Genomic DNA, 24,234 nt, shown 5'->3' with positions numbered 1-24,234 from the left:
ATGGCTTTACACCCCCAGTTGCAGGCGATCCTCGACGCCTCAGCCGGCATGCCGCCGATGGAGAGCGTCGCGCCGGCCGTGCTGCGCGCCAGTTACGAGGCGCTGACCGCCAAGGCACCGCGCCCGGATGTGGCCCATGTCGAAGACCGCATGATCCCCGGCCCGCGCGGCGAAATCCGCGTGCGCATCTATCGGCCCGATCTGGCAGACGGCCACGCGGTGATCACCTACTTCCACGGCAGCGCCTTCGTGATCTGCAGCATCGATACGCACGACGTGCTGTGCCGCCACCTTTGCCTGCAATCAGGTGCGGTCGTGGTCTCGGTCGACTACGGCCTCGCGCCCGAAGCCCCGTTCCCTGCCGGACCGGACGACAGCTTCGCGGCCACGCGTTGGGTGGCCGAACACGCCGCCAGCTTTGGCGGCGATCCGGCGCGTATTATCGTGGCGGGCGACAGCGCGGGGGCGACGATGGCAATCGTGACCGCGCTGCGCGCGCGCGATGCGGGCGGCCCCGCGATTGCCGCGCAGTTCCTGATCTACCCGGTGACCGACTATCCCGACGCACTGCCCGTTTCCTATGTCGAGCGCGGCGAGGACTGCGGGCTGACCGCCAATGCCATGCGCTGGGGCTGGGACCTCTATATCACCAACCCGGCCGACCGCGCGCATCCCCATGCCTCGCCGCTGCGCGCACCGGACCTCGCCGGTCTGCCGCCCGCCTATGTCATCACCGCCGAATACGATCTGCTGCGCGATGAGGGCAAAGCCTTTGCCGAGCGGCTGACCGCCGCCGGGGTGGATACCACGCTGGTCCATTATGACGACATGAACCACGGTTTCATGGGCATGGCCGGTTCGCTGGACCGCGCGGATGAAGCCATGGCGGCGGCCGGTGCCTGGCTGGCGGTGCAGGCATGAGCCGCCATTTCGCCATTGTCGGCGCAGGCGCGGGCGGGCTCTGCGCGGCGCGCTATCTGACCGCGCAGGGCATCGAGGTGACCCTGTTCGAGGCAGGATCGCAGGTCGGCGGGCTGTGGGTCTACAACAACGACAGCGGGATGAGCCCGGCCTACAAGTCGCTGCACATCAATTCCGAAGCCAAGGTCAGCAATCTGGCTGATTTTCCGTTTCCCGATGGTGCGCCGCTCTATCCCGATCATGCGGAAATGAGCCGCTATTTCGCGCGCTATGCCGATCATTTCGATCTGGCCCGCCGCATCCGCTTCAAGGCGCGCGTGAAGCAGATCACGCCGGTGGAGGGCACGTTCCGCATCGAACTGGAAGACGGAACCACCGAGACCTTCGACGGGGTCGTGGTCGCAAGCGGCCACCAGAGCGTGCCGCGCCACCCGCCACAGATTGATGGCTTTACCGGGCACTACGCCCACGCCCATGCCTACCGCGTGCCGGATCCCTATGCCGACCAGCGCGTGCTGGTGATCGGGCCGGGCAACAGCGGGGTCGATATCGCGGCCGATATCTGCACGGTTACCGCACATACGGTCCTCTCCGCCCGCTCGCCGGTGCTGATCATGCCGCGCATGATGTTCGGAGTACCCAATTCGCGCACGCTGCTGAAGCTGGAGCGGCCGTTCCTGCCGTGGAAGGTGCGCGTCTGGATCCGCACCACGCTGACGCGGATGTTCCATGGCCGCATGGAACAGTGGGGCTTCCGCACGCCGAAGACGCGGACGCACCCGATCAGCCATCCCACGCTGATTTCGCAGATTGCCTGGGGCAGGATCACGGTGAAACCGGGGATCACGGCGGTCAGCGGCAAGACCGTGCGGTTCAGCGATGGCAGCGAGGACCAGTTCGATGCGATCATCGCTGCAACGGGGTACACCACCGCCATTCCGTTTCTGCCGGAAGCCATCTCGCCGGTCGAGGAAGCGACGACCCATGTCGCGCTCTACAACCGCGTGGCGCATCCTAGCGTGCCGGGGCTGTTCTTCATCGGCTACTTCGATGTGACCGGGGGCAGCAATATCCGCATGATGGACGATCAGGCCGCCTATATCGCCGCCATGGCATCCGGCGCGATCCGGCGGCCGAGCGAGCAGGACATGCTCGCGGCGATCGAGACCGAACGCGCCTGGGCGCAGACCCAGTTTCCCGATAGCCCGCGCTATGGGCTGGAACTCGATCCGCGCCGCTATCGCAAGCGGCTGGCTCTGGACTATGCCGCCAATGGCGTTAAGCGACCGGTTTGAGATGGCTGAATTCGCGACGATCCGGGATGAAGTGACAGCGCTGAAGCGCGAACGCACGGTCGAGGCGGCGGCGCAGCTGTTTTACGACCGTGGCTACGAGAAAACGACGCTCGAGGCTGTCGCGGAGTCCATGGGCGTCACCAAGCCGTTCATCTACAACCATTTCAAATCGAAGGCCGAACTGCTCGCCGATATCTGCACACGCGGGGTCAGCGCCTCGCTCGTCGCGATGGAGGCCGCGCTGGCGGCGAACGTGTCGCCGACCGAAAAGCTCAGGATGCTCTCGCGCGGCTTCCTCACCGCCGTGCTCAGCAACCAGCGCTATATCGCGATCCTCACGCGCGAGGAAAAGAGCCTGGAGCCCGCCGATTTCGAGCGGCTCAGTGTGCTTCGGCGGGATTTTGACCGCAAATTGGTGGCGCTGCTGCAAGCCGGGGTCGATGCGGGCGAGTTCCATCTGAACGACCCCGATGTCGCGGCGCTGTCGATCGGCGGGCTCGTGAGCTGGGCCTATGTCTGGTACCGCCCGCATGGCCGCCTTTCACTGGAAGCGCTGGCCGATGAGGTTGCAAGCCTGATCCTCGCGATGGCCGGCGTGGTTGTGCCAGCCGGTCAGCGCTGATCTTTCTCTTACAAAGTAGGCGGGAGCAGCCCGCTGCGCAGGCGCGGTTCGGCAATCTTCAAGATACGGCGGCTGCGCTCTTCGAAATCAGTGGCGCGGATATCGGCGATGCCATGTTCGGTGACGATCACATCCACATCGCTCTGCAAGGAGGTGACATAGCCGCTGGCGATGCGGGGAACGATGCGGCTCACGTCGCCGCGCTCATTGGCTGAAGGCAAGGCGAGGATCGCGAGGCCGCCGGCCGAACGGCGCGCGGCGCGGAAATAGTCCGGCTGGCCGCTGGACGCCCCGACATAGCGGTCGCCAAGAAACTCGGCGTTGACCTGTCCGCGCAGGTCTACCTCGATGCCGGAATTGATCGCCATGAACGGGGAACCGGGGATCGGCACAACCAGGCGTTCGGGCAGCGCGAAACCAAGCAGATCGCTGCGGCCCAGCCAATCGTACAGCGCGCCGCTGCCCACGGCGAGCGAGGCGAGGCAGGCATCCGGCGCACTGGTGTCGATGGCTCCGGCATCGACCAATGCCGGGAACCAGTCCCCCACCATGCCCGAGCGGAGCTTGAGCCCGCGCCGGTCGCGCAGCGCATGGGTAATCGCATCGGAAAGCTTGCCGATGCCGATCTGCACGGTTGCGCCATCGGGCACGAGTTTGGCCACTTCGCGCGCGATGCGGGTCTGCACTTCGCCCGCAGGCTCGGGCTGCACTTGCGGCAGCGGACAATCGCTTTCCCGCGCGATCACGATCTGGCTGCGATGGACGCGGCAGGAATTGCGGGTGATGGGAACGCGCGCATTGACCTCGACCACCACGACCCGTGCCAGATGTACTGCTTCCCACACATAGTCTGCGGCAAAGCCGAGGCTGTGATAGCCATCGGCGTCGGCGGGGGAGACCTGCAGCAGTACCACATCCACCGGCAAGGTGCGCGCGGCCAGCGCGGCGCTCAGCTGCGACATCGCAAAGGGGATGATCTTCGCGCGCCCATGCCGGGTCAGCGCACCCATCGTGCCCAGCCCGCAATAGGTCGTGATCCGCAGCGCGTCAGGCACGGTGCCCGTCCATGCCGGGTTCAGCGAGAAACCGCAGAAGACCGACACGTCAGCGATGTGTGCCGCTGCGGCAAACATGTCCTCGATCAGCCCGATCGGCTCGCTTGTCGCCTGACCCACGACCACGCGGTCGCCGGGGCGCAGGACTTCGGCAAGCAAGGATGCGGACAAGCGGCTCTCCTGCGGTCTAGCTGGAAGCGGACTGGACTTGCAGATGCGCGGGCAACTGGCCTGCGATGGTCAGCGTCATGCTGCCGGTGCCCTCGCTGGTTTCCCCGTTCAGGCTGGCCGCGATGGAGACGGGCTGGATGCGGTGCCAGTGGACCTTCTCGGTGCCGTCCGGCAGGATCACCTTGGCCGGGTGCGAGACGTCCCACACATCGGTTTCGAGCCAGGTTTCGCCGCGCCACGCGCCAAGCCCGCGCCCGTCGTTGAAGCCGCCGCTGTAGCCAATGCCCTGCATCGCGATGGAGGCGCCTTGCGCATCGAGTTCCAGCCGCAGTTCCCCGGCACCTTCCAACTGGGCCACGACAGCCGCGCGGCGGAAGCGGCGCGTGCCTTCGTGCAGATCAACCTCAAGCGCGATATGAGTCACATCGTGCGCCGTCTCGGTCTCGCGCAAGGTGAGCACGCCGGTGGTGTAGGGCGTATCGTCACCGCGACCGGAGAACAGCAGGCTGCCGCTCATCGCTGTGGTCGAGAAGAACAGGAAGGCCATGACGTGGCCCTTCTCGGAGAGCGGCAGCTTGGGGCCGGTGACCGGTTCCGGCACACCCATGCCGCGCCGCACGCCCCACGAATGGTCACGACAGGACCACCACTTGTCGATCTCGATGCGCTGGCCGTCAACCTCCAGATAGCCGCTGGCCACGCCGATCTGGTCGAAGCGGCGGTAGTCCTCGACCGTGCGGCTCTGCAGGCGGGTGTAGTGGGGATGCTCCTCGTGAGCGGGCTCCACGCCGTCCCAGCGGATGCGGCCGTGGAGCACGCCCTCGCTGGGCTCGATCACGATGTCGAGCGTCTGCAGGGCCTCGATGGGCGTGATGCGGATCGGGCCGCAGACGGTCTCGACGCTGCCATTGAGCGAGCGCGACACACGCAGGTTGTACTGCTTGCCATCGACTATCATCACCGCCCCGGCATCGAGCACGTTCATGTTGCGATAGGCGCCCATCGTGATCTGGATCGCGACCCGTCCGTCACCCGAATAGATCGCGAACCAGTAGCGGTCGAAGAACCGGGGGTCGCTGGTCCAGACGTGATCGAATGTGGTCGGCAACTGGTGCCAGAGCGTATCGTCGAGCGCGGTGAGCATGGGTTTACGGTCTCAAGGTGGGCGTGGGGGCAGGCGAAGGGGCGGTCGGCACATAGCGCATGGGCACGCGCGAGGCGCGGGCGATCATGTGGTCCTGAATGGCTCTGTGCAGTTCGGCGGCGAGGTCCGCCGTGCAGGCGGCCTCCGCGAACAGGGCGCGCAGCACCCCGTTGCGCACGGTCTGGGCGGCGCTGTCATCGCCGTCCGGATCGGGGGCGCTCACAGCGGCGTCGATGCGCCCGGCCAGCTCCGGCGGCACCGCGCCGCGCAGTTTGTGCAGCAGGTCCTGCGTCGCCGCGTTGTCCCAGCGCAGGAAGCCCGGCACGGCGGGCAGGGCCTCGGTCACCATGCGCAGGTTCGCGATCAGGTTGTCCAGAATGGTGCGCGCGAAAGGCTCGGCCACGGCGGGCGCGACGACGGTTTCGAGAATGCGGCACGTGCCGAGCAGCTGCTCTTCGACCGATGGCCTCATGCCGCGCGCTCCATCATCTGCAGCATGGGGCGAAACAGCCACGAAGGGGTCTGGAACACGCGGTTGTAGCGGCCCGAGACGAACTCGTTCACCGCCGTCAGCTGGATGACCGAAAGCTTCCAGCACGAGAACACGTTCCACCAGGCGAGCGCCGCGTCATCCACTGCGCGGCCGGTCAGGCGGGTATAGGCCTCGACGATCTGCGCCCGTTCCCAGTGGCCGGGGATCTGGTGCTCGCGCCGCCGCACGGGATTGGTGATCCAGCCGAGGTCTTCGAGCGGATCGCCCAGATGCGCGGTTTCCCAATCGAGCTTGGCGGTGATCCGCGTCCCTTCGATCAGCGCGTTGCCCGGCTTGAAATCGCCGTGGACGAGGACAATGGCTTGGGCCAGCGGGGCCGTGCGGCGCATCCACGCTAGCACGTAGTCCAGCTCCGGATGGGGTTCGATCTGCACACGGCGATACTCCGCCTCCCATTCATCGAGCGCGATCTCGGCTGGCGAGCCTTCCGGCACGCCCAGGCTTGGCCCAAGGCCGCGCGCCTGCCAATCGGCGGCCTGAATATCGACAAGCAACTGCAGGAAGGCGTGGGCAAGCTCCAGCCGCTCTTCCAGCGGCCGCGCGCCATTCAGCACCATGTAGTCGCAGCTGCCTGCAACGCGCTCCATCACCAGCGAGGGCGCGCCAAGGAACTGCCCATCGGGATCCATCCAGAACACTGCCGGTGCTGCCACAGCGCTGCCTTCAAGCGCCTTCAGCACATCGAATTCACGGCGGCGCTCGGTCTTGAGCAGCGTGCCGCTGGCATCGCGCATCAGCATGAGGCGGTGGGCGTGGGGTCCTTGGACATCGGTCCAGCTGGCGTCGAACGACCAGTTCTCGCGGCTGAGGCCGCCAGCGGAGCGGGTGAGCCCGGTGAAGGCGATATCGCGGGCCGACGGGATGGCATGCCGCACAAGCTGCGCCAGCCCATCGGCCACCTGCCTTGCAGTCGTGTCCGTCTCAGGAGCGTCCGATGCCATGGGTTCAATAGATCGCCAGCGGGGTGATCGGGCTGCCGGTGCCGCCGACGATCGGCAGCGGCGCGGCCACGAACAGGAACTCGGGCACGCCAAGCGCGGCGAAGTCCTGCAGCACCAGCCCCTCAAGCAGCGGGATGCCATAATCGCGGATGAGGCGCTGGTGGACGGGGAAGGTCGTGCCTGCGGGAAACGGCATTGCCTCGATCGCATAGTTGTCCGCGCCGACGAGCGCGACGCCGGCCTCGGCCAGCCACAGCGCGGCCGCGACGTCGATGCCCGGTTCCTCGTTGAAATCGACAGTATGTGCAGGCTTGCCTGCCTGATTTTCCAGCCAACCGGTGCGGACCAGCACGGCATCGCCGCTCGCGGGCTCCACCCCGGCGCGGCTGGCCGCGGCCTTCAGTTCATCCACGCCGATCGAATAGCCGAACGGCAGCGGCGCATCGTGCAGCGCCGCCACATCCAGCAGCAGCCCGCGCGTGACGATGGGCGGCAGCTTTTCGACGCCGCATTTCTTCGCGCCGTGCGTGCTGTTGGTGCCCGAGCCGGGGTGGCCATTGTAGAGCTGGTCCTCGGTCCACACGTGGCAGAGCGCATCGATGTGCGTGCCGATGTGGAGCGGCATGACCACGCTGTCGTCGGCAAACTGGAAGCCGTTGGCAACGCGTGCGCCTGCCGCATAATCCCCGCCGTCGCGGTCCATGAAATGGAGGAGACCGGTGCGGTTGCTCGGGACCGGGGTCTTCTTCGACAGCGGCTGCGCAAGGCTGACGACCCGGCCCTGCCGGACAAGGCCGGTGGCCGCCAGCACTTGCCGCGTGCCGACGAGATTGAGCGCGCCGACTTCGTCGGCCTCGCCCCAGCGGCCCCAGGCATCACGCGACATGGGCTGTGTCCTTCATGGTCAATGCGGCAGCTTCTGCCTTGAGCGGCTGGCGCTGCAGCTTTCCGGTAGAGGTGGCGGGAAGATCGCGGCGGAACACGATCCGGTCGGGCACCTTGTAAGTGGAGGCAAGCGCGCGGGCGTGCGCGATGATTTCCGCTTCGGTTACGGGCTGGGCTGAAACCACGAATGCCACGATGATCTCGCCGCGCGCGGCGTCGGGCGCGCCGACCACGGAGACTTGCGCAACAGCCGGATGCTGCAGCAGCACGTCCTCGACTTCGGCGGGGGAGACATTGATCCCGGCGCGCTTGATCATCTCGGTCGCGCGGCCAAGGAAGACGAGGTCTCCGGTCTCGCTCAGCTGGCCAAGATCGCCGGTGCGGTACCACCCGTCGTCCGTGAAGGCCGCCGCGTTGTGGCTGGCGCTCTGGCCGCCATAGCCCGCCATCAGATAGCCGGTCACCTCGATCAGCCCGGGCTGGCCGGGCGCGGCCTCAACGCCGGTGTCGGCGTCGATGAAGCGCAGGCTGACACCGGGCAGCGGCGGGCCCTGGCAGGCAGCGCGGCGCTCCAGCGGCCAATCCCACGGCGTGACGCAGCAGTTGCCGCAGGTCTCGCTCGATCCGTAGACGTTGCAGATATGCGCCGCGCCCAGCGCCGCGGCCGCCGCGATCACATCTTGCGGGCTGCCGATGGTGAGCCCGGTCCTGAGGCTCGCGGTGCGGGCCGGGGCAAAGTCCGGGTGCGCGACCAGGGCGGTGGTCATGGTCGGCAAAGTGTAGATCGCCGTGCACTGGTGCTGCTCGATCAGCGCCAGCGCGCCGCCCGGCTCGAACCGGTCCTGCAGGATGATCGCCGCGCCGTGGCTCATGGCGGCGGGGAGCGCATTGGCCGAGCCATAGGCCCAGAACAGCGGGACCGGGACAAACACCCGGTCGTCCGGCCCGAGGCCCATGCGCTCGCCGATGTTGAAACCGTTTTCGATCAGCGCGCCGTGCGCGAGACGGACGGCCTTGGGTTTGCTGGTCGAGCCCGAGGTGTAGAGGATGAGCGCGTCGTCCGCCGGATCCGGCCCATCGCCGGGCGGCAGAGCGGACTTGGCGGTGCAGAACCCACCAAAGGTGCGCCATCCCGCGCCGGGCGCGGTGGGGGCCATGGCAACAAGCAGGCGCAGCGCGGGCAGGCGCGCGCTGACCCATTCCTCCTGCTCGAAAGCCTCCGGCACCAGCGTGTGGAGCGCCGCGAAGAAATCTTCCTTGCCGGACGATGGCATCGCGAACAGCACCGAGACACCGCCGTCGTTCAGAATGAACTCCAGTTCGGCCGGCTTGGACCACGTGCTGATCGGCACGGCGACTGCGCCCGCCGCGCTCGCGCCGATAAAGATTTCCAGCCATTCGATCCGGTTCGACAGGAGCACACCGACTCGGTCGCCGCGCTGAACGCCTGCGGCCTTGAGTGCGTTCGTCACCGCAAGCGCGCGCTGCGCCAGCGCGGCATAAGTGACCGTCACGTCGCCATCGATGACCGCACACCGCTGCGGCGCTGTGGCCGCCAGTTCGCGCAGGAGCTCCGGGAAAGTACGGCTGAGCGGCGGTTGCATGTCAGCCCGCGCGCGCCATGGCAAAGCCGCGATAGCCATCGGCTGCAATGTCGTTGCAGATGCCGGTGTAGACGCCCAGCCCGCCGACATAGGGCAGCATCACGCGCGGCTTGCCGGGGATGTTGGCGCCCATATACCAGCTGTTGGCCTGCACATGCAGCGTCGCCTCGGCCACCTCGCGCACGTGGTTCACCCAGTCTTCTTCGGCCTTGGGCTCGGCCTCGATGGTCGTGGCGGCGTTGCGGGCCATGTAGGTCAGGCAATCGCCGACCCATTCGACATGCTGCTCGATCGCCATGACCACATTGGTCAGGATCGAGGGGCTGCCGGGGCCGGTGATCGTGAACAGGTTGGGAAAACCCGCGACCATCAGGCCAAGATAGGTCTTGGGCCCGTCCTGCCACTTCTCGGCCAGCGAGACGCCGCCGCGCCCGCGAATGTCGATGCGGGTGAGCGCGCCGGTCACCGCATCATAGCCGGTTGCAAACACGATGCTGTCCACCGCGTAGTGGCCGCCGGAGGTTTCGATCCCCGCCTGAGTGATGCGGGTGATCGGGGTTTCGCGCGCATCGACCAGCGTCACGTTTTCGCGGTTGAACGTGGCGTAATAGTCGGTGTCGACGCAGATGCGCTTGGTGCCGATGGCATGGTCGGTGGGGGTGAGCTTCGCTGCGATGGCCGGGTCTTTCACGATCTCCCGGATTTTGCCGCGCACATAGTCCGCCGCGAGATCGTTGGCGGCCCGGTCCTTGAACAGGTCGTTGAAGGCATGAGTGAAATTGGCACCGCCGCGCGCCCAGCGCGCATCGAACTCGCGCTGGCGTTCCTCCTCGCTCACCTCAAACGCGCCGCGCTGGCCATATTCGTAGAGCGCGCCTGATTTGGTCGCCTTGGCCTTGGCCCGCAGCTGCGCTGCATCGCGCTTCCAGGCATCCTGCACGTGATCAGGCAGCGGGTGGTTCCAGGCCGGAATGCTGAAATTGGGCGTGCGCTGGAATACGAACAGGCGCTTGGCCTGCTGCGCGACCATCGGCGTGACCTGGATGCCCGAGGACCCCGTACCGATCACGGCAACGGTCTGGCCGGTGAAATCGACCGGCTCGTGCGGCCAGTGACCGGTGTGATACCAGGTGCCGGCAAAGTCATCGAGGCCTGCAAAATCGGGCTTGCGCGGGGCGGAGAGCGCGCCTGAGGCCATGATGCAGAAGCGCGCGGTGACGGCCTCGCCGGTTTCCGTTTCAACGCGCCAGAGGTTTGCGGGCGCGTTGTAGTGCGCCGAAGCAACACGGGTGTTGAAGCGGATGTCGCGGCGCAGGTCGAACCGGTCGGCCACGTGCTCGATATAGCGCAGGATTTCGGCCTGCGCGGGATAGCGTTCGGTCCAGACCCATTCGCGCTGCAGCGCCTCGTCGAACGAGTAGGAATACTCGAGGCTGTAAACGTCGCAGCGCGCGCCGGGGTAGCGGTTCCAGAACCACGTGCCGCCGACCCCGCTGCCCGCTTCGAAGGCAAGGACCGAAAGGCCGAGGCTGCGCAGCTTGTGGATCATGTAGAGCCCGGCAAAGCCTGCCCCCACCACGACGGCATCGTAGTCTGCCTTGATCGCGGCGCTGGCAGGCTCGGACATCAGTGAGATCCCTTTCATCAATTCTTCCGGCGCTGCTTGGGCCGCATTTTGCGCTCGACACAAGGTCGAATCAACGCATATGTTGAAACATAGAAAACCCGTTGGATTAAATCAATACCAACTGGTAAGGTGATGGGCATGGATGATCTGAAAGACAAGGTGGCGCTGGTGACCGGGGCGGGTGCGGGCATTGGCCGGGCCATTGCGCTGCGGTTGGCGATGAACGGCGCGAATGTCGGCCTGTTCGATACGAATGCCGCAAGTGCCGCCGCCACGGCCGAGGTGATCACCGCACTTGGGCAGCGGGCCGTGGTCGTCACTGGTGACGTTTCAAGCCGCGCCGATGTGATTCGCGGGCTTGAGACAATCATGAACGAACTGGGCCCAGTGGATGTCCTCGTGAACAACGCCGGGATCCTGCGCACGGCTGCGTTCCTCGATGTGAGCGAGGAGGATTGGCGGCGCATGTTCGCAATCAATCTCGACGGGGTGTTTCATTGCTCGCAGGCGGTGCTGCCCGCCATGGTGGCGCGCCGCAGCGGAGCCATCGTCAACGTCTCATCGTGGACCGGCAAGAAGGGCGTGCCCAACCACGCCGCTTACGGTGCCACCAAGGCGGCGATCATCAACCTGACGCAAAGCCTTGCGGGCGAATTTGGCAGTTCGGGCATCCGCATCAACGCGGTGTGCCCGGGCATCATCGTCGATACCGAAATGCGCGCGGAAGCCGAGGAAATGAACCGCGCGCAGGGTCTGCCGGATGTCGCCACACGGGTTCAGGCGATCCCGCTGCGCCGCGCCGGAACCCCCGGTGAAATTGCCGAACTCGTCGCCTTCCTGGCTTCGGACCGCGCCGCCTACATGACCGGACAGGCGATCAACGTCACCGGTGGACACTGGATGAACTAAGGAACCCATGATGATCCTGATCAGCGCCACACCCAGCCCGTTTGCGCGCAAGGTGCGCATCGCCCTCATGGAAAAGGGCGTGCCCTTCACCCTGCAAAACGAGGTGCCCTGGCACGCCGACACCCAGACATCGCGCTACAACCCGCTGGAGCAGCTGCCGGTGCTGATCCCCGATGATGCGGACCCGGTGTTCGAATCCTCGCACATCATGGAATGGATCGAGTGGCGTTATCCCACGCCGCCGATGCTGCCCGATGCGCCCGAGGCGGCGTTGGAGGCCAAGCAGGTGCAGGTGATCGCCGAAGGCGTGCTCGATGCGACCGTGCTGCTGTTCTGGGAAATGCAGCGGCCCCAGCCCAGCGCGGAATGGGCCCAGCGGCAGTTGCGCAAGGTCAAGGGCGGGCTGACCGAACTCAATCGCCGGGTGGGCGCGCGCGACTACATTGTCGGAGACCGCTTCGGGCTGGCCGACATCGCGGTGATCGCGCTGCTCGGCAATCAGGATATCGTGATCGAGACCGGCATGATCCCGCTCTGGCAGGCCTACGCGCCGGACATGGCGCCCTGGCACGAGCTTTACCCCAATCTCGCGCGGTTCGAGGCCTTCCACCGCGACCGCCCCTCGGTGCGCGCGACGGCTCCGGTGATGTTCGCGCTGAAGGAGAAGATCGTCTGAACTAGTCCTCGAAGATCGCCACCGCCCTCGTCCACCCGGCCGAGGCGGCGCGGATCTTCATCGGGAAGCAGGCGATGGTGAAGCCGGTGGGGGGCAGCACTTCGAGATTGTGCAGCTTTTCGAGGTGGCAGTAGCCGATATCGCGGCCTGCCTTGTGGCCTTCCCAAATGAGCCCCGCGTTGCCTGTCGCCTCATAGGCCTCGCGCGTGTGGACGAACGGCGCGTCCCAGCTCCAGCCGTCGGTGCCGGTCAGCCGCACGCCGCGTTCGAGCAGGTACATCGTGGCATCGTAGCCCATGCCGCAGCCCGCTGTGACATAGTCGTCCTGCCCGTAGCGCTTGCCCGCAGCCGTGTTGACCACGACGATTTCGAGCGGCGACAGCGTGTGGCCGATGCGCGCCAGTTCGGCCTCGACATCGGCGGCCGTCACCACATAACCATCGGGCAGGGCGGTGAAATCCAGCTTCACGCCGGGCTGGAAGCACCAGTCGAGCGGCACTTCGTCGATGGTGATCGCGCGCTCGCCCCCATCCTTCAAATTGCCATTCATCGTGGAGGCGAAGTGGTAGGGCGCATCGAGGTGCGTGCCGTTGTGCGTGATGAGCTCGATCTTCTCGATCGCCCATGCCTCGCCATCGGGCAGGTCTTCGGGCTGCAGGCCGGGAAAGAAGCCGACCAGATCGGGGATCGAGGTCTTGTGGTCGATATAGTCGATCTTCGGCCGGTAGGGCGGCGGATCGGAAATCACGTCGTTTTCGAGGTAGATCGAGAGGTCTACAATCGTGCGTGCCATGCCCTAGAACTCCACCCTGTCGCCGCCCTTGAGGCCCAGCATCGCGCGGGCTTCGGAGGGCGTGGCCGGTTCATGGCCCATCTCGCGGATGATCCGCACGATCTTTTCCACCTGCTGCGCGTTCGAGGCGGCCAGTACTCCGCGTTCGATGAACAGACTGTCCTCCAGTCCTACCCGGACATTGCCGCCCATCAGCGCGGCCTGCGTCAGGAACGGCATCTGGTGGCGCCCGGCGGCGAGCACCGACCACTGGAAGTTGTCGCGGCCGAACAGCCGATCGGCGGTGGATTTCATGAACATCAGGTTTTCGAGATCGGGGCCGATGCCGCCCAGAATCCCGAAGATCATCTGGATGAAGAACGGCGGCTTCACCAGGCCCCGGTCCACGAAATGCGCGAGGTTGTAGAGGTGGCTGACATCATAGCATTCGTGCTCGAACTTGGTGCCGGCCTCGCCCATCACTTCAAGGATCGCGGCTATATCGCGGAAAGTGTTGCGGAAGATGAAGTCGTCGGAGCCGGTGATATAGGGCTCCTCCCAATCGTGCTTCCATTCGGAGATGCGCGCCGCCGCGCCGAAGAACGCGAAGTTCATCGAGCCCATGTTGAGCGAGCACATCTCGGGCTTGAACTGCACCGCTGCCTTCAGCCGCTCGGCCAGCGGCATCGTGGCGGAACCACCGGTGGTGATGTTCACCACGGCATCGGTCTGCTGCTTGATGACCGAGAGGAACTGCGCGTAGATCGCCGGGTCGCCGGTCGGCTGGCCATTGGCGGGATTGCGCGCGTGAAGGTGCAGGATGGCCGCGCCCGCCTCCGCCGCCGCGATGGACTGCTCGGCGATTTCGGACGGCGTGCAGGGCAGGGCGTCCGACATCGTCGGGGTGTGCGCGCCGCCGGTTACGGCGCACGTGATGATGACCTTGCTCATCGCGGCGGCATCAGTGCGCGGTTGAGGCCGAGCCGGTCGGCGGTGACTTGAACGTGCACGATCTGGTCTCCTTGCGTATCGAACAGGCCTGCCAGCGCGAGAGTCACCGGCTGGCCGATCTGCGCGGCATCGATATCGTCGAACCCGCCGCGATAGGTGCCGGTGCAGGTGAGGTGAAAGGCCCCGCGCGGCCCGGCGGAGAAGAGCTGGTCGACAGTGATGGCTTCGATGGCGACCAGATCGGCAAAGCGCGGGCCTTCGGCGCTGATCTCGTCGATCATGGCGCTGTTCGTCCAGTTGGCGGGGGTCGTCAGCCACGCCTCGGCAAGGGCTTCCACCGCCGCATCGGGTGCCTCGCACGGCGCGTCCCACGGCGCGGGGTGCGGCGCGCGGATCTGATCGCACGTGCTGCCGGCAAGCTGGCGCTTGCGGGCGTAGTAGTCTTCCTCGGCCCAGCCCCGGTGCAACCGCCCGTTCTTGATGCGGAACAGCGTGACCCCGCCCCAGGTCGAAAGCCGCCCGCCATGGCGGATCGACGCGCCATGCTCGGTAAAGCGCATCGCCACCGCATCGGGGCCGATCACCGTATCGTGGACGGTGACGCAGAGCCCGGGAAACTGGTCGAGCTGCGCGGCCGTCGCCGGCAAATAGGTATTGTCGCGGCCAGCCAGCAGGAACCCGCCGATGCTGAGCGCGTAGTCGGGCTCCATGATCATCTCGACCGCCGCGACATTGTGGCAGGTGAGGAAATCGACGGCAAAGCCGCGCAGCAGACGCGCGGAGGGACTGAGGGTCATGCTTGTTCTTCCAGCCAGCGCGGATCGCGCATCTCTTTCTTGAGGATCTTGCCCGAGGCGTTTTGCGGCAGCGCCGCCACGAACGCGATGGCGGTCGGGCACTTGTAGTGCGCGAGGCGGGCGCGGGTGAACGCGATGAGCTCCGCCTCACTCGGCGAAGTGCCCGCCCGCGCAACGACGAAGGCCTTGGGCGTCTCGCCCCAGCGTTCATGCGGCACGCCGATGACCGCTACCGCCGCCACTGCCGGGTGATCGTAGAGCACGTTCTCGATCTCGGTCGGGTAGATGTTCTCCCCGCCGGAGACGATCATGTCCTTGAAGCGGTCGTGGATGTAGATGTAGCCGTCGGCATCCTGCCAGGCGGCGTCGCCGGTGCACATCCAGCCATCTGTCGTGATCGTCTTCGCGGTTTCCGCAGGCTTGTTCCAGTAGCCGAGCATGATCGCCTCGGATCGGATGCGGATCTCGCCAACCTCGCCTGTCGCCACCGGCTCGCCTGTCGCCGGATTGACCAGCGCAAACTCATTCCACGGCATCGGCCGCCCGCAGGACCGGAGCCGGTGCGCAAGCGGCCCGCCCGGATCATGGTCCTCAGGGGGCATCATGATCACCGTACCGGCGGTTTCGGTCATGCCGTAGGTGTTCATGAAGCCGCAGCCGAGCACCGCGATCGCGCGCTTGAGCACGGCCTCGCCAATCGGCGCGCCGCCATAGACGATGCGGTTGATGCTCGATATGTCCATCCCGGCCACGCCCGGCACTTCGAGCAGCATCTGGATCACGGTGGGCACAAAGAAGCCGTGGGTGACGCGGTAGGTTGCTATCGCCGCGACGATTTCGGTCGGCACGACCTGCTGCATCAGCACGGTGTGGCCGCCCTGGCTCAGCGCGGTCAGGCCATAGCCGATCCCCCCGATATGGAAGAGCGGGCTGGCCACCAGATTGACGCTGCCGCCCGTCATGTCCCACAATTCGTGGGCCATCCGCGCCAGAAACGAGAGGTTGCGGTGGCTGAGCACCACGCCCTTGGGCAGGCCGGTCGTGCCGGAGGTATAGAGGATCAGCAGCGGGCTATCTGGCGTCGGCAGGGTGCCCGGATCCGCGCTGCTGGCGGCATCGCGCCATGTGGGATAGTCTGCAAGCAGGATCGTGGCGGGCGGCGATGGCGTTTCAGCCAGCAGGCCCTGCAAGGTTTCCTCGACGATCAGCAGCGCAGGCGTGCTGTCGCCCAGAATGCCCGCAATCTCGCGCGGGGCCAGCCGCCAGTTGATCGGCAGGCAGATCGCCCCCGCCTTGGCGCAGCCGAAGAACAGCTCGAACTGCGCCGTCCCGTTGCGCGCGATGATCGCGACGCGGTCGCCAGCCTGCACGCCCTGCGCCGCCAGCGCGTTTGCCACCCGGCTGGCCCGCGCGTCAAATGTGGCGAATCTCTGCGTCTCGTCCCCGCATGTCAGGCACGGGGCATCGGGGGCTTGCGCGGCATGCCGGCGCAGCAGGGTCAGCAGGTTGGTTTCCACGGGGATCGGCAGCTTTTCGTCAGTAGCTCTTCGGCAAGCCCAGGCTGTGCGTCGAGACATAGTTGAGGATCATCTCGCGGCTCACCGGCGCGGTGCGGTGCAGGCGCGCGATGAACCACAGATCCGACAGACCATACTCGTTCGAAAGGCCGTTGCCACCGTGGACCTGGATGGCCTGATCGAGCGCCTTGAGCGAGGCTTCGGCGGCAGCGAACTTGGCCATGTTGGCGGTTTCGGCGGCGTCTTCCCCGCCGTCGCAAAGCTGCGCGGCGCGGGCATTGAGCAGGCGCGCGGCCTGCACGTTGATATAGGCCTCGGCCAGCGGGTGCGCCACGCCCTGATGCGCGCCGATCGGCGTGCTCCACACAGAGCGGTCCTTGGCATATTGCGCGGCCTGCGAAATGGCGAAGCGCGAGATGCCGTTGTTGATCGCGGCAGCCGCGATGCGTTCAGGATTGAGGCCGGAGAACACCTGCTTGAGGCCAGCGCCCGGCTGTCCGATCAAGGCATCGCCGGGGATCTCGACATTGTCGAAGAATACCGAGAACTGCTTTTCGGACGTGCGCAGCGCGGCGTCGATGCGGGTCATCGAAATGCCCGGCGTGCTGGTGGGCACGATGAACAGCGAAAGGCCCTGCTTCGAGCCATCGGTCACCGGCACGCCGTCACGCGCCACGACCATGACGGCATCGGACTGGTCGATGTCCGAGGTCCAGTACTTGGCGCCGTTGATCACCCAGCCGTTGCCTTTGCGCACGGCATGGGTCGTCACCTTGTGCGTGTTCGAACCGGCGTTGGGTTCGGTGATCGCGAAGCACATCTTGCGCTTGCCGCTGGCGATGCCGGGCAGCCATTCCTGCTTCAGTGCCTCACTTCCGCAGCCCGCGATGATCGGCGCGGTGATCGAGGAGATGACCATCGACAGGATCGGGCAGCCGTGCGCCGCGGTTTCCTCGATGCAGATGTTCAGTTCGGCAAGACCGCCGCCGCCGCCGCCGTAGGCTTCGGACACGTGGACCCCAAGAAACCCGGCCTCGCCCAGCGCCGACCACAGTGCTTCAGGCTGCTCGCCCTTGTTGACGACGTCCTGGAAATACTTCCGGCCAAACTTGCCGACGAGTTTGCTGACGCTGTCGCGCAGATCGCGATGATGGTCTGCGGTATCGCACAAGGTTGTTTGGAAAAGATCAGACGACATTGGAAATGCTCCAGGTACTAGAATGGTTTACTGCGGCCAGGTGAAGAAGCCCTGGCCCGATTTGGCGCCGAGTTTGCCTGCGGCGACCATGTCGATGAGGATCTGCGGCGGCGCGAAGCGCGGCCCGTGCGCGGCCTCCAGCGTGCGCGCGATATCGAGCCGGACGTCGATGCCGACGATGTCGCTGAGCCGCAGCGGGCCGACCGGGTGGCGATAGGCAACCACGGCTGCCCGATCGATATCCTCGGCTGAAGCGACACCCGATTCGAGCATGCGCATGGCCTCGAGGCTGGCGATCAGATCGAGCCGGCTGGTGGCAAAACCGGGCACATCGCGCACGGTCAGCGATTGCTTGCCGATGGCGGTCACATAGGCACGGGCCGCTTCAAGCGTCTCGGGCAGGGTCTTCGCGCCTTCGACCAGTTCGACCAGATGGATCGACCAGACCGGATTGAAGAAATGCATGCCGAGGAAGATGCCCGGATCGGGCAGGGCCTGCGCCAGCCGGTCGATCGACATCGCGCTGGTGTTGCTGCCGATGAGCCTGGGCGCGCGGCGAGCAATCCGCGCCAGAATGTCGAGCTTCAGCTCCAGCCGTTCGGGCACGGTCTCGATCACGAGATCGAGGCCCTCCGGCAGCGCATCCACATTGGCAATCCGCGTGATCCGGCTTTCGAGCGCGGCCGCGCCTGCCGGATCGAGCTTGCCGCGCGTGATGGCGGAAGCGGCGGTCTTGCTGATCGTGTCGCGCAGTCCCGCCGCGCGCGCATCATCGGGTTCGACGACCGTGACATGCGCGCCGGCCATGGCGCTGACATAGACGATCCCGACGCCCATCGTGCCGCCGCCGACCACGGCGATCTGCTGGTTTGCCAAAGCTTCGTTCATCGTCCGGTCCATTGTGCGGGGCGTTTTTCGGCAAAGGCGCGCGCGCCCTCGGCTGCGTCGTCAGAGGCCAGCACGCCGTCGACGAGCGGGCGCTGGCGGTCCCAGATCTCGGCTTCGGGCCACTCGCGCGATTCGCGGATGATGCGCTTGGTCATCGCCGTGCTGAGCGGCGCGTTGGCGGTGATGGCTTCTGCGAGCGCCAGTGCGCCATCGAGCGCGCCGCCTTCGGGGGTGATCCGATTGACGAGGCCCCAGCGGTGCGCCGTGGCAGCATCCATGCGCGCGCCGGTCAGCGCATATTCCAGCGCAATCGCCTCGGGAATGCGGCGCGGCAGCCGCACCAGCCCGCCCGAACCCGCGACAAGGCCGCGCGCCACTTCGGGGAGGCCGAACCACGCGGTTTCAGCGGCCACGATCATGTCGCAGGCCAGCGCCAGTTCGCACCCGCCCGCCAGTGCAAAGCCTTCGACGGCGGCGATGACAGGCTTTTTCGGCGGCGCTTCGGTGATCCCGGCAAAGCCCCGGCCTTCCAGCTCGGGCCGTTCGCCATCGGCAAAGGCCTTGAGATCCATGCCCGCGCAAAACGAGCTGCCGCGCCCGGTGATCACGCCCACGCGCAAGTCCGGATCGGCATCGAGCTGGTCGAGCGCGCCCGCGATGGCGAGCGAGACCGCATGGGTCACCGCATTGCGCTGCTGCGGGCGGTTGATCGCGATAACGAGGACCGCGCCGTGCTGCTCGATCTGAACGGGGCTGTCCATGGCTCAGGCCGCCCCTGTTGCTGCGGGCAGGGCTGCTTTGGCCTTGCCGAGGCGGTATTCGCCAAGGTCGGCGGCCTCGGTCATGGACCAGAAGTCGATGATCCGGAACGGGTTGTTGACGACGACCCGGCCTTTCGAGTTCTTGTAGTAGGTTTCGACGCCCGGATAAGTCCACACCATCCCGGCGTGCGTCGCATCGACCTTCACGTTGTAGGCGTCGTGCACCTCCTCGCGCACTTCGACCTGCGTGGCGCCTTCGCTGAGCATCTGGCGAATGAGCGACATCACATAGTGCATCTGACGCTCGAGCACGGTGATCAGACTGCCGCCGTGGCCAAACTGGGTGTTGGGCCCATAAAGGCAGAAGAAGTTGGGATATCCGGGGACGACGGTGCCGAGATAGGCGCGCGCATCGTCGCCCTTCCAGTCCTTGTGCAGTTCGCGCCCGCCTGTGCCGACGACCTTCATCGGCGCGAGCAGGTTGACCACATCGAAGCCCGTCGCCCAGATCAGCACATCCGCCTTGTGCACGGCGCCGTCCTGCGTGCGGACCCCGTCCGGCAGGGCCTCGACGACCGAGCCGGTGACGAGCGTGACATTGTCCTTCGCCAGGGTGCGGAACCAGCCGTTGTCGAGCAGCATGCGCTTGCCGAAGGGCGGGTAGTCCGGCAGCACTTGCGGCAGCAGATCGGTGGCGGTGCCGAGTTCGACGGTGATATAGGCTTCAAGCCCCTTGCGGTGGGCATCGTTGATCGGATTGATCGAACGGCCATGACCCTCCCACGACGGGTCTTGCTGCAAGGCTTCGTAGAGCTTGTCGTTGAACGCCCAGCTCAGGCGGATGCGATACCAGCGCCGGTAGAGCGGCACGGCATCGAGCAGGCGGCGCAGCGGCTCTGGAATGCTCTTGCCGAACTTGGGGAAGGGCGCGGCCCATTGCGGGGTGCGCTGCACGATGGTGAGCGAGGCAACCGTGTCCGCAATCGCGGGAGCGACCTGCATCGCGCTCGCCCCGTTGCCGATCAGGACCACGTTGCGTCCTTCGAGCGGCACGCCTTCGTCGGGATAAGTTGCGGTGTGGAAGCTGGGGCCCTTGAAGGTGTCCAGCCCCGGAATATTGGGGAGGCGCGGCTTGTTGAACGCGCCGACACCGCTGATCAGGATCGCGGCACGCAAGGTTTCGGGCTCGCCCGCCTCGTTGGAGACAAGCGCGGTCCATTCGCCCGCACCCTCGTCGAAGCGCGCTTCGGTGACTTCCACGCCGAAGCGGATATGCCGCAGGATATCGTGATCGCGCGCGACCTTTTCGAGATAGGCGTGAATCTCGCGGCTGCCGGCGAAGTAGCGCGACCAGTCGTAAGGCGCGAACGAGAACGAATAGAGGTGGCTCGGCACGTCGCAGGCCGCACCGGGGTAGCGGTTTTCGAGCCAGACGCCGCCGGGCCGGTCGTGGCGCTCGACGATGGTATAGGGAATGCCTGCCTCGGCCAGCTGGATCGCGGCGCACAGGCCCGAAATGCCCGCGCCGATGATCAGTGCGCGGAAGCCTTCCGGAACGGGCGCCTTGGCAATCTCGGCGCCATCGGCTGCAGGCAGATCGAGATCGGCGCGGATCATGGCCGCGTAGGAGGCGGGGATCGTCTCGCCGAGCGAAACGCTCATCAGCTCGACCAGCAGCGCATCGGAGGGATTGGCGAGGCGGGCCGGTTCGCCCGCGAAGTGCGCGGTGAGCGCCGCGTGGGCCGCTTCGCGGATTTCGCGCTGCACATCATCGGGCAGGCCGCCGCTGTCATTGTCGTCCATACCGCGCGTGCGGGTGGGGATGAACTTTCCTTCGATCCAGCGCCGCTCGCCCGTCAGCTGCACCAGCAGGCAGGCCAGGGTTGGCACATTCGCGGCCGCCAGCGCGTCGGTCAGCCAATCAGGATGTTCGGTGTTCTGCACAGCTACCTGCCACTGCTTGTGATTGCCTGTCGCGCTCCGGTTGCGGAGCTGACTTGGCCTCTCTCTCCGCAACCACGCGGGAAATGTCAACATCTATGTTGATGAAAGGCGCGTTCGGTCGAAAAGGCGGGCTTCTCGGGCAGGGGGTGGCAGCCGGAAGACTCGGGAAAACAGATCAAATATATGAAAAAATGAGGGTAATTCCCCTCTGATGCAACCATGTCGGTAGGTGCAGCCGAAAAATTTTACACTACTGTTGACGAGGCCCGTCACCGTAATCTACGGATGTGTTGATCAATGAGAGGCGACTCAATGCCGGCTGCAAAGTCGTGCCAACGCCAAGGGGAGAGATGTCCATGTCGAGACCTACCATTCTTCGTGCTGCGCTCGTTTCGGCCAGCGTCCTGTCGCTCGCCGCGACCGCGCACGCTCAGGCGGCCCCCCCGGCTGAGCAGGCCGCGCCCACCGAGGGCCTTGGCGAAATCATCGTGACGGCAACCAAGCGCAGCGAAAACCTGCAGAACGTGCCGGTGGCGATCACCGCGGTGAATGCGGCGCAGCTCACCAAGCAGGGCGTGTTCTCGACGACGGACCTCAACAACTCGATCCCGAACCTGCAGGTCAGCTCGGCCTATGGTGAAACGCAGCCGAACTTCACGGTTCGCGGCATCGGCGTCGGCACCGAGTACAACTCCAACGCAGCATCGCCGGTCGGCATCTATGTCGACGAAGTGTACCAGTCGTTCCGCGCCAGCCACGGCCAGCAGCTGTTCGATCTGGAGCAGCTGGAAGTCGTGCGCGGCCCGCAGGGTACGCTCTATGGCCGCAACACCACCGGCGGCGCGATCAACTTCATCACCCGTAAGCCCAAGCTGCAGGGTGCAAACGGCGCGATCACGCTGGGCTACGGCTCGTTCAACCGCGTCAGCGCGCAGGGCGCCATCGAAGTGACCCCGGTCGAAGACAAGCTCGGCATTCGTATCGCCGGCAGCTATGTCGATTCCGATCCGTTCGTGCGCAACGTGCAGCCGGTCGGCCTGATCAAGTCCAACCCGAACGTTCCCGACAACGTCGCGTTTGGCGACAAGAACGCCGGCATCTCGCCGGGCGGACATGAATCGTTCGGCGTTCGCGGGCAGATCCGCTTCAAGCCTACCGAGACGATCGATCTCAACCTCAAGGCCTATGTGGCGCAGTCGGTCGGCGGGCAGGATTCGCCGCAGAACCATGGCCCCTCGCTCACCAATGACACGATCAGCCTTGCAGATTCGGCGTTCGGCTTCTTTTATACGCCGCTCGCCAGCCAGCTGTTCGGCAATGGCAAGGACCTCACCGATTTCCTGCCGCCCGCCTATAGCGCCAAGGGCCGCGGCCTGACCGATCGCGAGATCGAGGGCAACTCGATCGGTACGGCCGAGACCAAGACCTTCGGCGCCGTGCTCAATGCCAAGTTCGAACTGGGCGACAAGCTCAACCTGACCTCGATCACCGGCTTCGACCGGACCCGCAATGGCCTGCTGCCCCGCATCGATTGCGACGGCACGCCCTATAACGTGTGCTCGATCGGCTATGCTTCGACCTCGCGCAGCTTCAACCAGGATCTGCGCCTCGATTATGCGAGCGGCCGGTTCAAGGCGATCGCGGGCGTCTATTACGGCTGGGACAAGATCGTCACCAACAACACGCCCGACTTCTATGGCTTCCTCAGCGACGTGAACGCCGCGATCGGCAACCCCAAGACCTACTTCAACCCCGCCGGACTTGGCCGCGAGGCTGGCATGGCGACCGCGCTCAAGGCCACCCAGAACTACACCCAGGAGCGCAAGTCCTACGCGATCTACGGTGAGGCCAGCTACGAGCTGACCGACACGGTCAAGATCACCGCCGGTCTCCGCTACACCAAGGACAAGTTCGCCTACCTCGATGCGCTCACCACGTTCTACGACGACACCGGCGCGCCGCGTCTCTACACCGTGTCCGACTATGCGCCCGGCGGCGTGCTGTCGAAGTACTTCATCGGTGACAATCCGGCGCTCGACAAGAGCATCAAGCCGCTCAACCGCCGCGACGCATCGAACGCGCTGACTGGTCGCGCGATCATCGACTGGAAGCCGGCCGACAACATGCTGGTCTATGCCAGCTACAGCCGCGGTTATCGCGGCGGCACCTACAATGGCCTCGCGTTCCAGTCCGCCGCGCAGGTCTACTTCGTGCAGCCCGAAAAGGTCGATGCCTTCGAAGTCGGCCTGAAGAGCCGCTTCTTCGACAACCGCGTGCAGTTCAACCTCTCCGCGTTCCACTACAAGTACAAGGCGCAGCAGCAGCAGCTGCTCGATCCGAGCTCGGTGACCTTCCTGATCAATCTCGACGGGAAGCTGACCGGTCTGGATGCCGAACTCATCGTTGCCGTCACCGACAACATCCGTCTGAACGCGGGTCTTGGCGTGCTCGACAGCAAGTTCGACAATGGCGCCTGCCCGGCGGCCCCGATCAGCGGCACGCCCCCTCAGGTCGGCAACTGCATTTCGACCGGCGGCGGCAAGATCGACGTGGGCGGGAATCCGTTCCCCTATGCCAGCAAGGTTTCCGGCAACGTCGGGCTGGACTGGGATGCCGTGAAGACCGATGCCGGCACGCTGACGCTGCACGCCGATACCAGCTACACCGGCCGCTTCTACTACGACGTGTTCGGTTCGTATGACTATGTCGGGCCGCAGGGCAGCTCGGTCAATTCGGCGCGCGGCCCGCTGGGCGAAGGCCAGGCCCCGTACTGGCTGATCAACGGCCGCATCTCCTACACCACGCAGCACTTCAGCATTGCCGGCTACGTGAAGAACCTGACCAACAAGCTCTACTACCCCAACGCAATCAACGTCGAGGGCAGCTACGGCAGCGATTACCGGATCCGCGCGGCACCGCGCCAGTTCGGCATCGAGGTTGGCGCCAAGTTCTGATGACATGACCAAGAGGGCATCTGCGGCGCAGGTGCCCTCATTTTTTCAG

General features: G+C 65.7%; 21 protein-coding genes. 6 read left to right on the top strand and 15 right to left on the bottom strand.

Annotation, left to right across the window (positions count from 1 at the left end; all coding sequences use genetic code 11):
- The 3 genes from ACZ1JX_RS08170 to ACZ1JX_RS08160 are packed head-to-tail and all read left to right on the top strand — an operon-like array spanning position 1 to position 2,838.
- Positions 1–921, top strand: coding sequence for an alpha/beta hydrolase (locus ACZ1JX_RS08170; RefSeq protein WP_054121341.1), 921 nt, complete (start codon positions 1–3; stop codon positions 919–921).
- Entirely contained in the window at positions 918–2,216 is a 1,299-nt protein-coding gene (locus tag ACZ1JX_RS08165) for a flavin-containing monooxygenase (RefSeq protein ID WP_054121340.1), read from the top strand. The genes ACZ1JX_RS08170 and ACZ1JX_RS08165 overlap by 4 nt, the downstream gene beginning before the upstream one ends.
- The gene (locus ACZ1JX_RS08160; protein WP_465126233.1) at positions 2,194–2,838 is read left to right on the top strand and encodes a TetR/AcrR family transcriptional regulator; all 645 of its coding nucleotides are present in this window, start codon (positions 2,194–2,196) and stop codon (positions 2,836–2,838) included. The genes ACZ1JX_RS08165 and ACZ1JX_RS08160 overlap by 23 nt, the downstream gene beginning before the upstream one ends.
- Before the next feature lie 8 nt (positions 2,839–2,846).
- Here ACZ1JX_RS08160 and ACZ1JX_RS08155 read toward each other — a convergent pair whose 3' ends face one another.
- Genes ACZ1JX_RS08155 through ACZ1JX_RS08125 form a run of 7 tightly spaced genes read right to left on the bottom strand, consistent with a single transcriptional unit; the run spans position 2,847 to position 10,818 of the window.
- Entirely contained in the window at positions 2,847–4,064 is a 1,218-nt protein-coding gene (locus tag ACZ1JX_RS08155) for an acetyl-CoA hydrolase/transferase C-terminal domain-containing protein (RefSeq protein WP_156309603.1), read from the bottom strand.
- A 16-nt stretch (positions 4,065–4,080) separates the two neighbouring features.
- Positions 4,081–5,208, bottom strand: a complete 1,128-nt coding sequence (locus ACZ1JX_RS08150; protein WP_054121337.1) for an Rv3169 family protein — start codon at positions 5,206–5,208, stop codon at positions 4,081–4,083.
- Positions 5,209–5,212: 4 nt separating this feature from the next.
- Positions 5,213–5,680, bottom strand: a complete 468-nt coding sequence (locus tag ACZ1JX_RS08145; protein WP_465126232.1) for a hypothetical protein — start codon at positions 5,678–5,680, stop codon at positions 5,213–5,215.
- Positions 5,677–6,702 carry a phosphotransferase family protein gene (locus ACZ1JX_RS08140; RefSeq protein WP_465126231.1) on the bottom strand — a complete coding sequence of 342 codons (1,026 nt, stop codon included), beginning with the start codon at positions 6,700–6,702 and terminating at the stop codon, positions 5,677–5,679. The genes ACZ1JX_RS08145 and ACZ1JX_RS08140 overlap by 4 nt, the downstream gene beginning before the upstream one ends.
- 4 nt (positions 6,703–6,706) lie before the next feature.
- Complete coding sequence (locus tag ACZ1JX_RS08135) at positions 6,707–7,588, bottom strand: cyclase family protein (RefSeq protein WP_465126230.1); 882 nt, start codon at positions 7,586–7,588, stop codon at positions 6,707–6,709.
- On the bottom strand, positions 7,578–9,230 hold the full coding sequence (locus tag ACZ1JX_RS08130) for a class I adenylate-forming enzyme family protein (protein ID WP_465126229.1): 1,653 nt from the start codon (positions 9,228–9,230) through the stop codon (positions 7,578–7,580). The genes ACZ1JX_RS08135 and ACZ1JX_RS08130 overlap by 11 nt, the downstream gene beginning before the upstream one ends.
- Positions 9,193–10,818, bottom strand: a complete 1,626-nt coding sequence (locus ACZ1JX_RS08125) for a flavin-containing monooxygenase (RefSeq protein WP_465126228.1) — start codon at positions 10,816–10,818, stop codon at positions 9,193–9,195. Before ACZ1JX_RS08125 ends, ACZ1JX_RS08130 begins: the two co-directional genes overlap by 38 nt.
- Positions 10,819–10,956: 138 nt before the next feature.
- Between ACZ1JX_RS08125 and ACZ1JX_RS08120 the strand changes: the two genes are divergently transcribed.
- Positions 10,957–11,727 carry an SDR family NAD(P)-dependent oxidoreductase gene (locus ACZ1JX_RS08120; protein WP_465126227.1) on the top strand — a complete coding sequence of 257 codons (771 nt, stop codon included), beginning with the start codon at positions 10,957–10,959 and terminating at the stop codon, positions 11,725–11,727.
- Between the two features lie 7 nt (positions 11,728–11,734).
- On the top strand, positions 11,735–12,403 hold the full coding sequence (locus ACZ1JX_RS08115; RefSeq protein WP_054121331.1) for a glutathione S-transferase N-terminal domain-containing protein: 669 nt from the start codon (positions 11,735–11,737) through the stop codon (positions 12,401–12,403).
- Position 12,404: 1 nt separating this feature from the next.
- Here ACZ1JX_RS08115 and ACZ1JX_RS08110 read toward each other — a convergent pair whose 3' ends face one another.
- The 8 genes from ACZ1JX_RS08110 to ACZ1JX_RS08075 are packed head-to-tail and all read right to left on the bottom strand — an operon-like array spanning position 12,405 to position 21,231.
- On the bottom strand, positions 12,405–13,196 hold the full coding sequence (locus ACZ1JX_RS08110; protein ID WP_054121330.1) for a cyclase family protein: 792 nt from the start codon (positions 13,194–13,196) through the stop codon (positions 12,405–12,407).
- A 3-nt stretch (positions 13,197–13,199) separates the two neighbouring features.
- Complete coding sequence (gene kce, locus ACZ1JX_RS08105; RefSeq protein ID WP_054121329.1) at positions 13,200–14,126, bottom strand: 3,5-dioxohexanoate:acetyl-CoA acetone transferase; 927 nt, start codon at positions 14,124–14,126, stop codon at positions 13,200–13,202.
- A complete protein-coding gene (locus ACZ1JX_RS08100; protein WP_465126226.1) occupies positions 14,123–14,923 on the bottom strand; it encodes an ester cyclase in 801 nt (266 codons plus the stop codon). Before ACZ1JX_RS08100 ends, kce begins: the two co-directional genes overlap by 4 nt.
- Positions 14,920–16,440: a long-chain-fatty-acid--CoA ligase gene (locus ACZ1JX_RS08095; protein WP_465126225.1), complete on the bottom strand. Its 1,521-nt coding sequence runs from the start codon at positions 16,438–16,440 to the stop codon at positions 14,920–14,922. The genes ACZ1JX_RS08100 and ACZ1JX_RS08095 overlap by 4 nt, the downstream gene beginning before the upstream one ends.
- A 19-nt stretch (positions 16,441–16,459) precedes the next feature.
- The gene (locus tag ACZ1JX_RS08090) at positions 16,460–17,638 is read right to left on the bottom strand and encodes an acyl-CoA dehydrogenase family protein (RefSeq protein WP_054121326.1); all 1,179 of its coding nucleotides are present in this window, start codon (positions 17,636–17,638) and stop codon (positions 16,460–16,462) included.
- A gap of 27 nt (positions 17,639–17,665) precedes the next feature.
- A complete protein-coding gene (locus ACZ1JX_RS08085; protein ID WP_156309601.1) occupies positions 17,666–18,526 on the bottom strand; it encodes a 3-hydroxyacyl-CoA dehydrogenase family protein in 861 nt (286 codons plus the stop codon).
- Positions 18,523–19,287 carry a crotonase/enoyl-CoA hydratase family protein gene (locus tag ACZ1JX_RS08080; protein ID WP_054121324.1) on the bottom strand — a complete coding sequence of 255 codons (765 nt, stop codon included), beginning with the start codon at positions 19,285–19,287 and terminating at the stop codon, positions 18,523–18,525. The genes ACZ1JX_RS08085 and ACZ1JX_RS08080 overlap by 4 nt, the downstream gene beginning before the upstream one ends.
- A 3-nt stretch (positions 19,288–19,290) precedes the next feature.
- On the bottom strand, positions 19,291–21,231 hold the full coding sequence (locus ACZ1JX_RS08075) for a flavin-containing monooxygenase (RefSeq protein ID WP_465126224.1): 1,941 nt from the start codon (positions 21,229–21,231) through the stop codon (positions 19,291–19,293).
- Positions 21,232–21,587: 356 nt separating this feature from the next.
- Between ACZ1JX_RS08075 and ACZ1JX_RS08070 the strand changes: the two genes are divergently transcribed.
- Entirely contained in the window at positions 21,588–24,185 is a 2,598-nt protein-coding gene (locus ACZ1JX_RS08070) for a TonB-dependent receptor (protein WP_197274294.1), read from the top strand.
- Positions 24,186–24,234: the final 49 nt, after the last annotated feature.

It is taken from the genome of Novosphingobium sp. BL-A-41-Hi4A-0G (assembly GCF_055521735.1).
The sequence above is the reverse complement of the archived record's forward strand: the minus strand, read 5'-3'. Positions and strand labels throughout refer to the sequence as shown.

Bases quoted from the DNA above. Each gene is read 5' to 3' on its own strand.
- ACZ1JX_RS08170 (WP_054121341.1), top strand. From the start codon at position 1: ATGGCTTTACACCCCCAGTTGCAGGCGATCCTCGACGCCTCAGCCGGC.
- ACZ1JX_RS08165 (WP_054121340.1), top strand. From the start codon at position 918: ATGAGCCGCCATTTCGCCATTGTCGGCGCAGGCGCGGGCGGGCTCTGC.
- ACZ1JX_RS08160 (WP_465126233.1), top strand. From the start codon at position 2,194: ATGGCGTTAAGCGACCGGTTTGAGATGGCTGAATTCGCGACGATCCGG.
- ACZ1JX_RS08150 (WP_054121337.1), bottom strand. From the start codon at position 5,208: ATGCTCACCGCGCTCGACGATACGCTCTGGCACCAGTTGCCGACCACA.
- ACZ1JX_RS08145 (WP_465126232.1), bottom strand. From the start codon at position 5,680: ATGAGGCCATCGGTCGAAGAGCAGCTGCTCGGCACGTGCCGCATTCTC.
- ACZ1JX_RS08140 (WP_465126231.1), bottom strand. From the start codon at position 6,702: ATGGCATCGGACGCTCCTGAGACGGACACGACTGCAAGGCAGGTGGCC.
- ACZ1JX_RS08135 (WP_465126230.1), bottom strand. From the start codon at position 7,588: ATGTCGCGTGATGCCTGGGGCCGCTGGGGCGAGGCCGACGAAGTCGGC.
- ACZ1JX_RS08130 (WP_465126229.1), bottom strand. From the start codon at position 9,230: ATGGCTATCGCGGCTTTGCCATGGCGCGCGCGGGCTGACATGCAACCG.
- ACZ1JX_RS08125 (WP_465126228.1), bottom strand. From the start codon at position 10,818: ATGTCCGAGCCTGCCAGCGCCGCGATCAAGGCAGACTACGATGCCGTC.
- ACZ1JX_RS08120 (WP_465126227.1), top strand. From the start codon at position 10,957: ATGGATGATCTGAAAGACAAGGTGGCGCTGGTGACCGGGGCGGGTGCG.
- ACZ1JX_RS08115 (WP_054121331.1), top strand. From the start codon at position 11,735: ATGATGATCCTGATCAGCGCCACACCCAGCCCGTTTGCGCGCAAGGTG.
- ACZ1JX_RS08110 (WP_054121330.1), bottom strand. From the start codon at position 13,196: ATGGCACGCACGATTGTAGACCTCTCGATCTACCTCGAAAACGACGTG.
- kce (WP_054121329.1), bottom strand. From the start codon at position 14,126: ATGAGCAAGGTCATCATCACGTGCGCCGTAACCGGCGGCGCGCACACC.
- ACZ1JX_RS08100 (WP_465126226.1), bottom strand. From the start codon at position 14,923: ATGACCCTCAGTCCCTCCGCGCGTCTGCTGCGCGGCTTTGCCGTCGAT.
- ACZ1JX_RS08090 (WP_054121326.1), bottom strand. From the start codon at position 17,638: ATGTCGTCTGATCTTTTCCAAACAACCTTGTGCGATACCGCAGACCAT.
- ACZ1JX_RS08085 (WP_156309601.1), bottom strand. From the start codon at position 18,526: ATGAACGAAGCTTTGGCAAACCAGCAGATCGCCGTGGTCGGCGGCGGC.
- ACZ1JX_RS08080 (WP_054121324.1), bottom strand. From the start codon at position 19,287: ATGGACAGCCCCGTTCAGATCGAGCAGCACGGCGCGGTCCTCGTTATC.
- ACZ1JX_RS08070 (WP_197274294.1), top strand. From the start codon at position 21,588: ATGTCGAGACCTACCATTCTTCGTGCTGCGCTCGTTTCGGCCAGCGTC.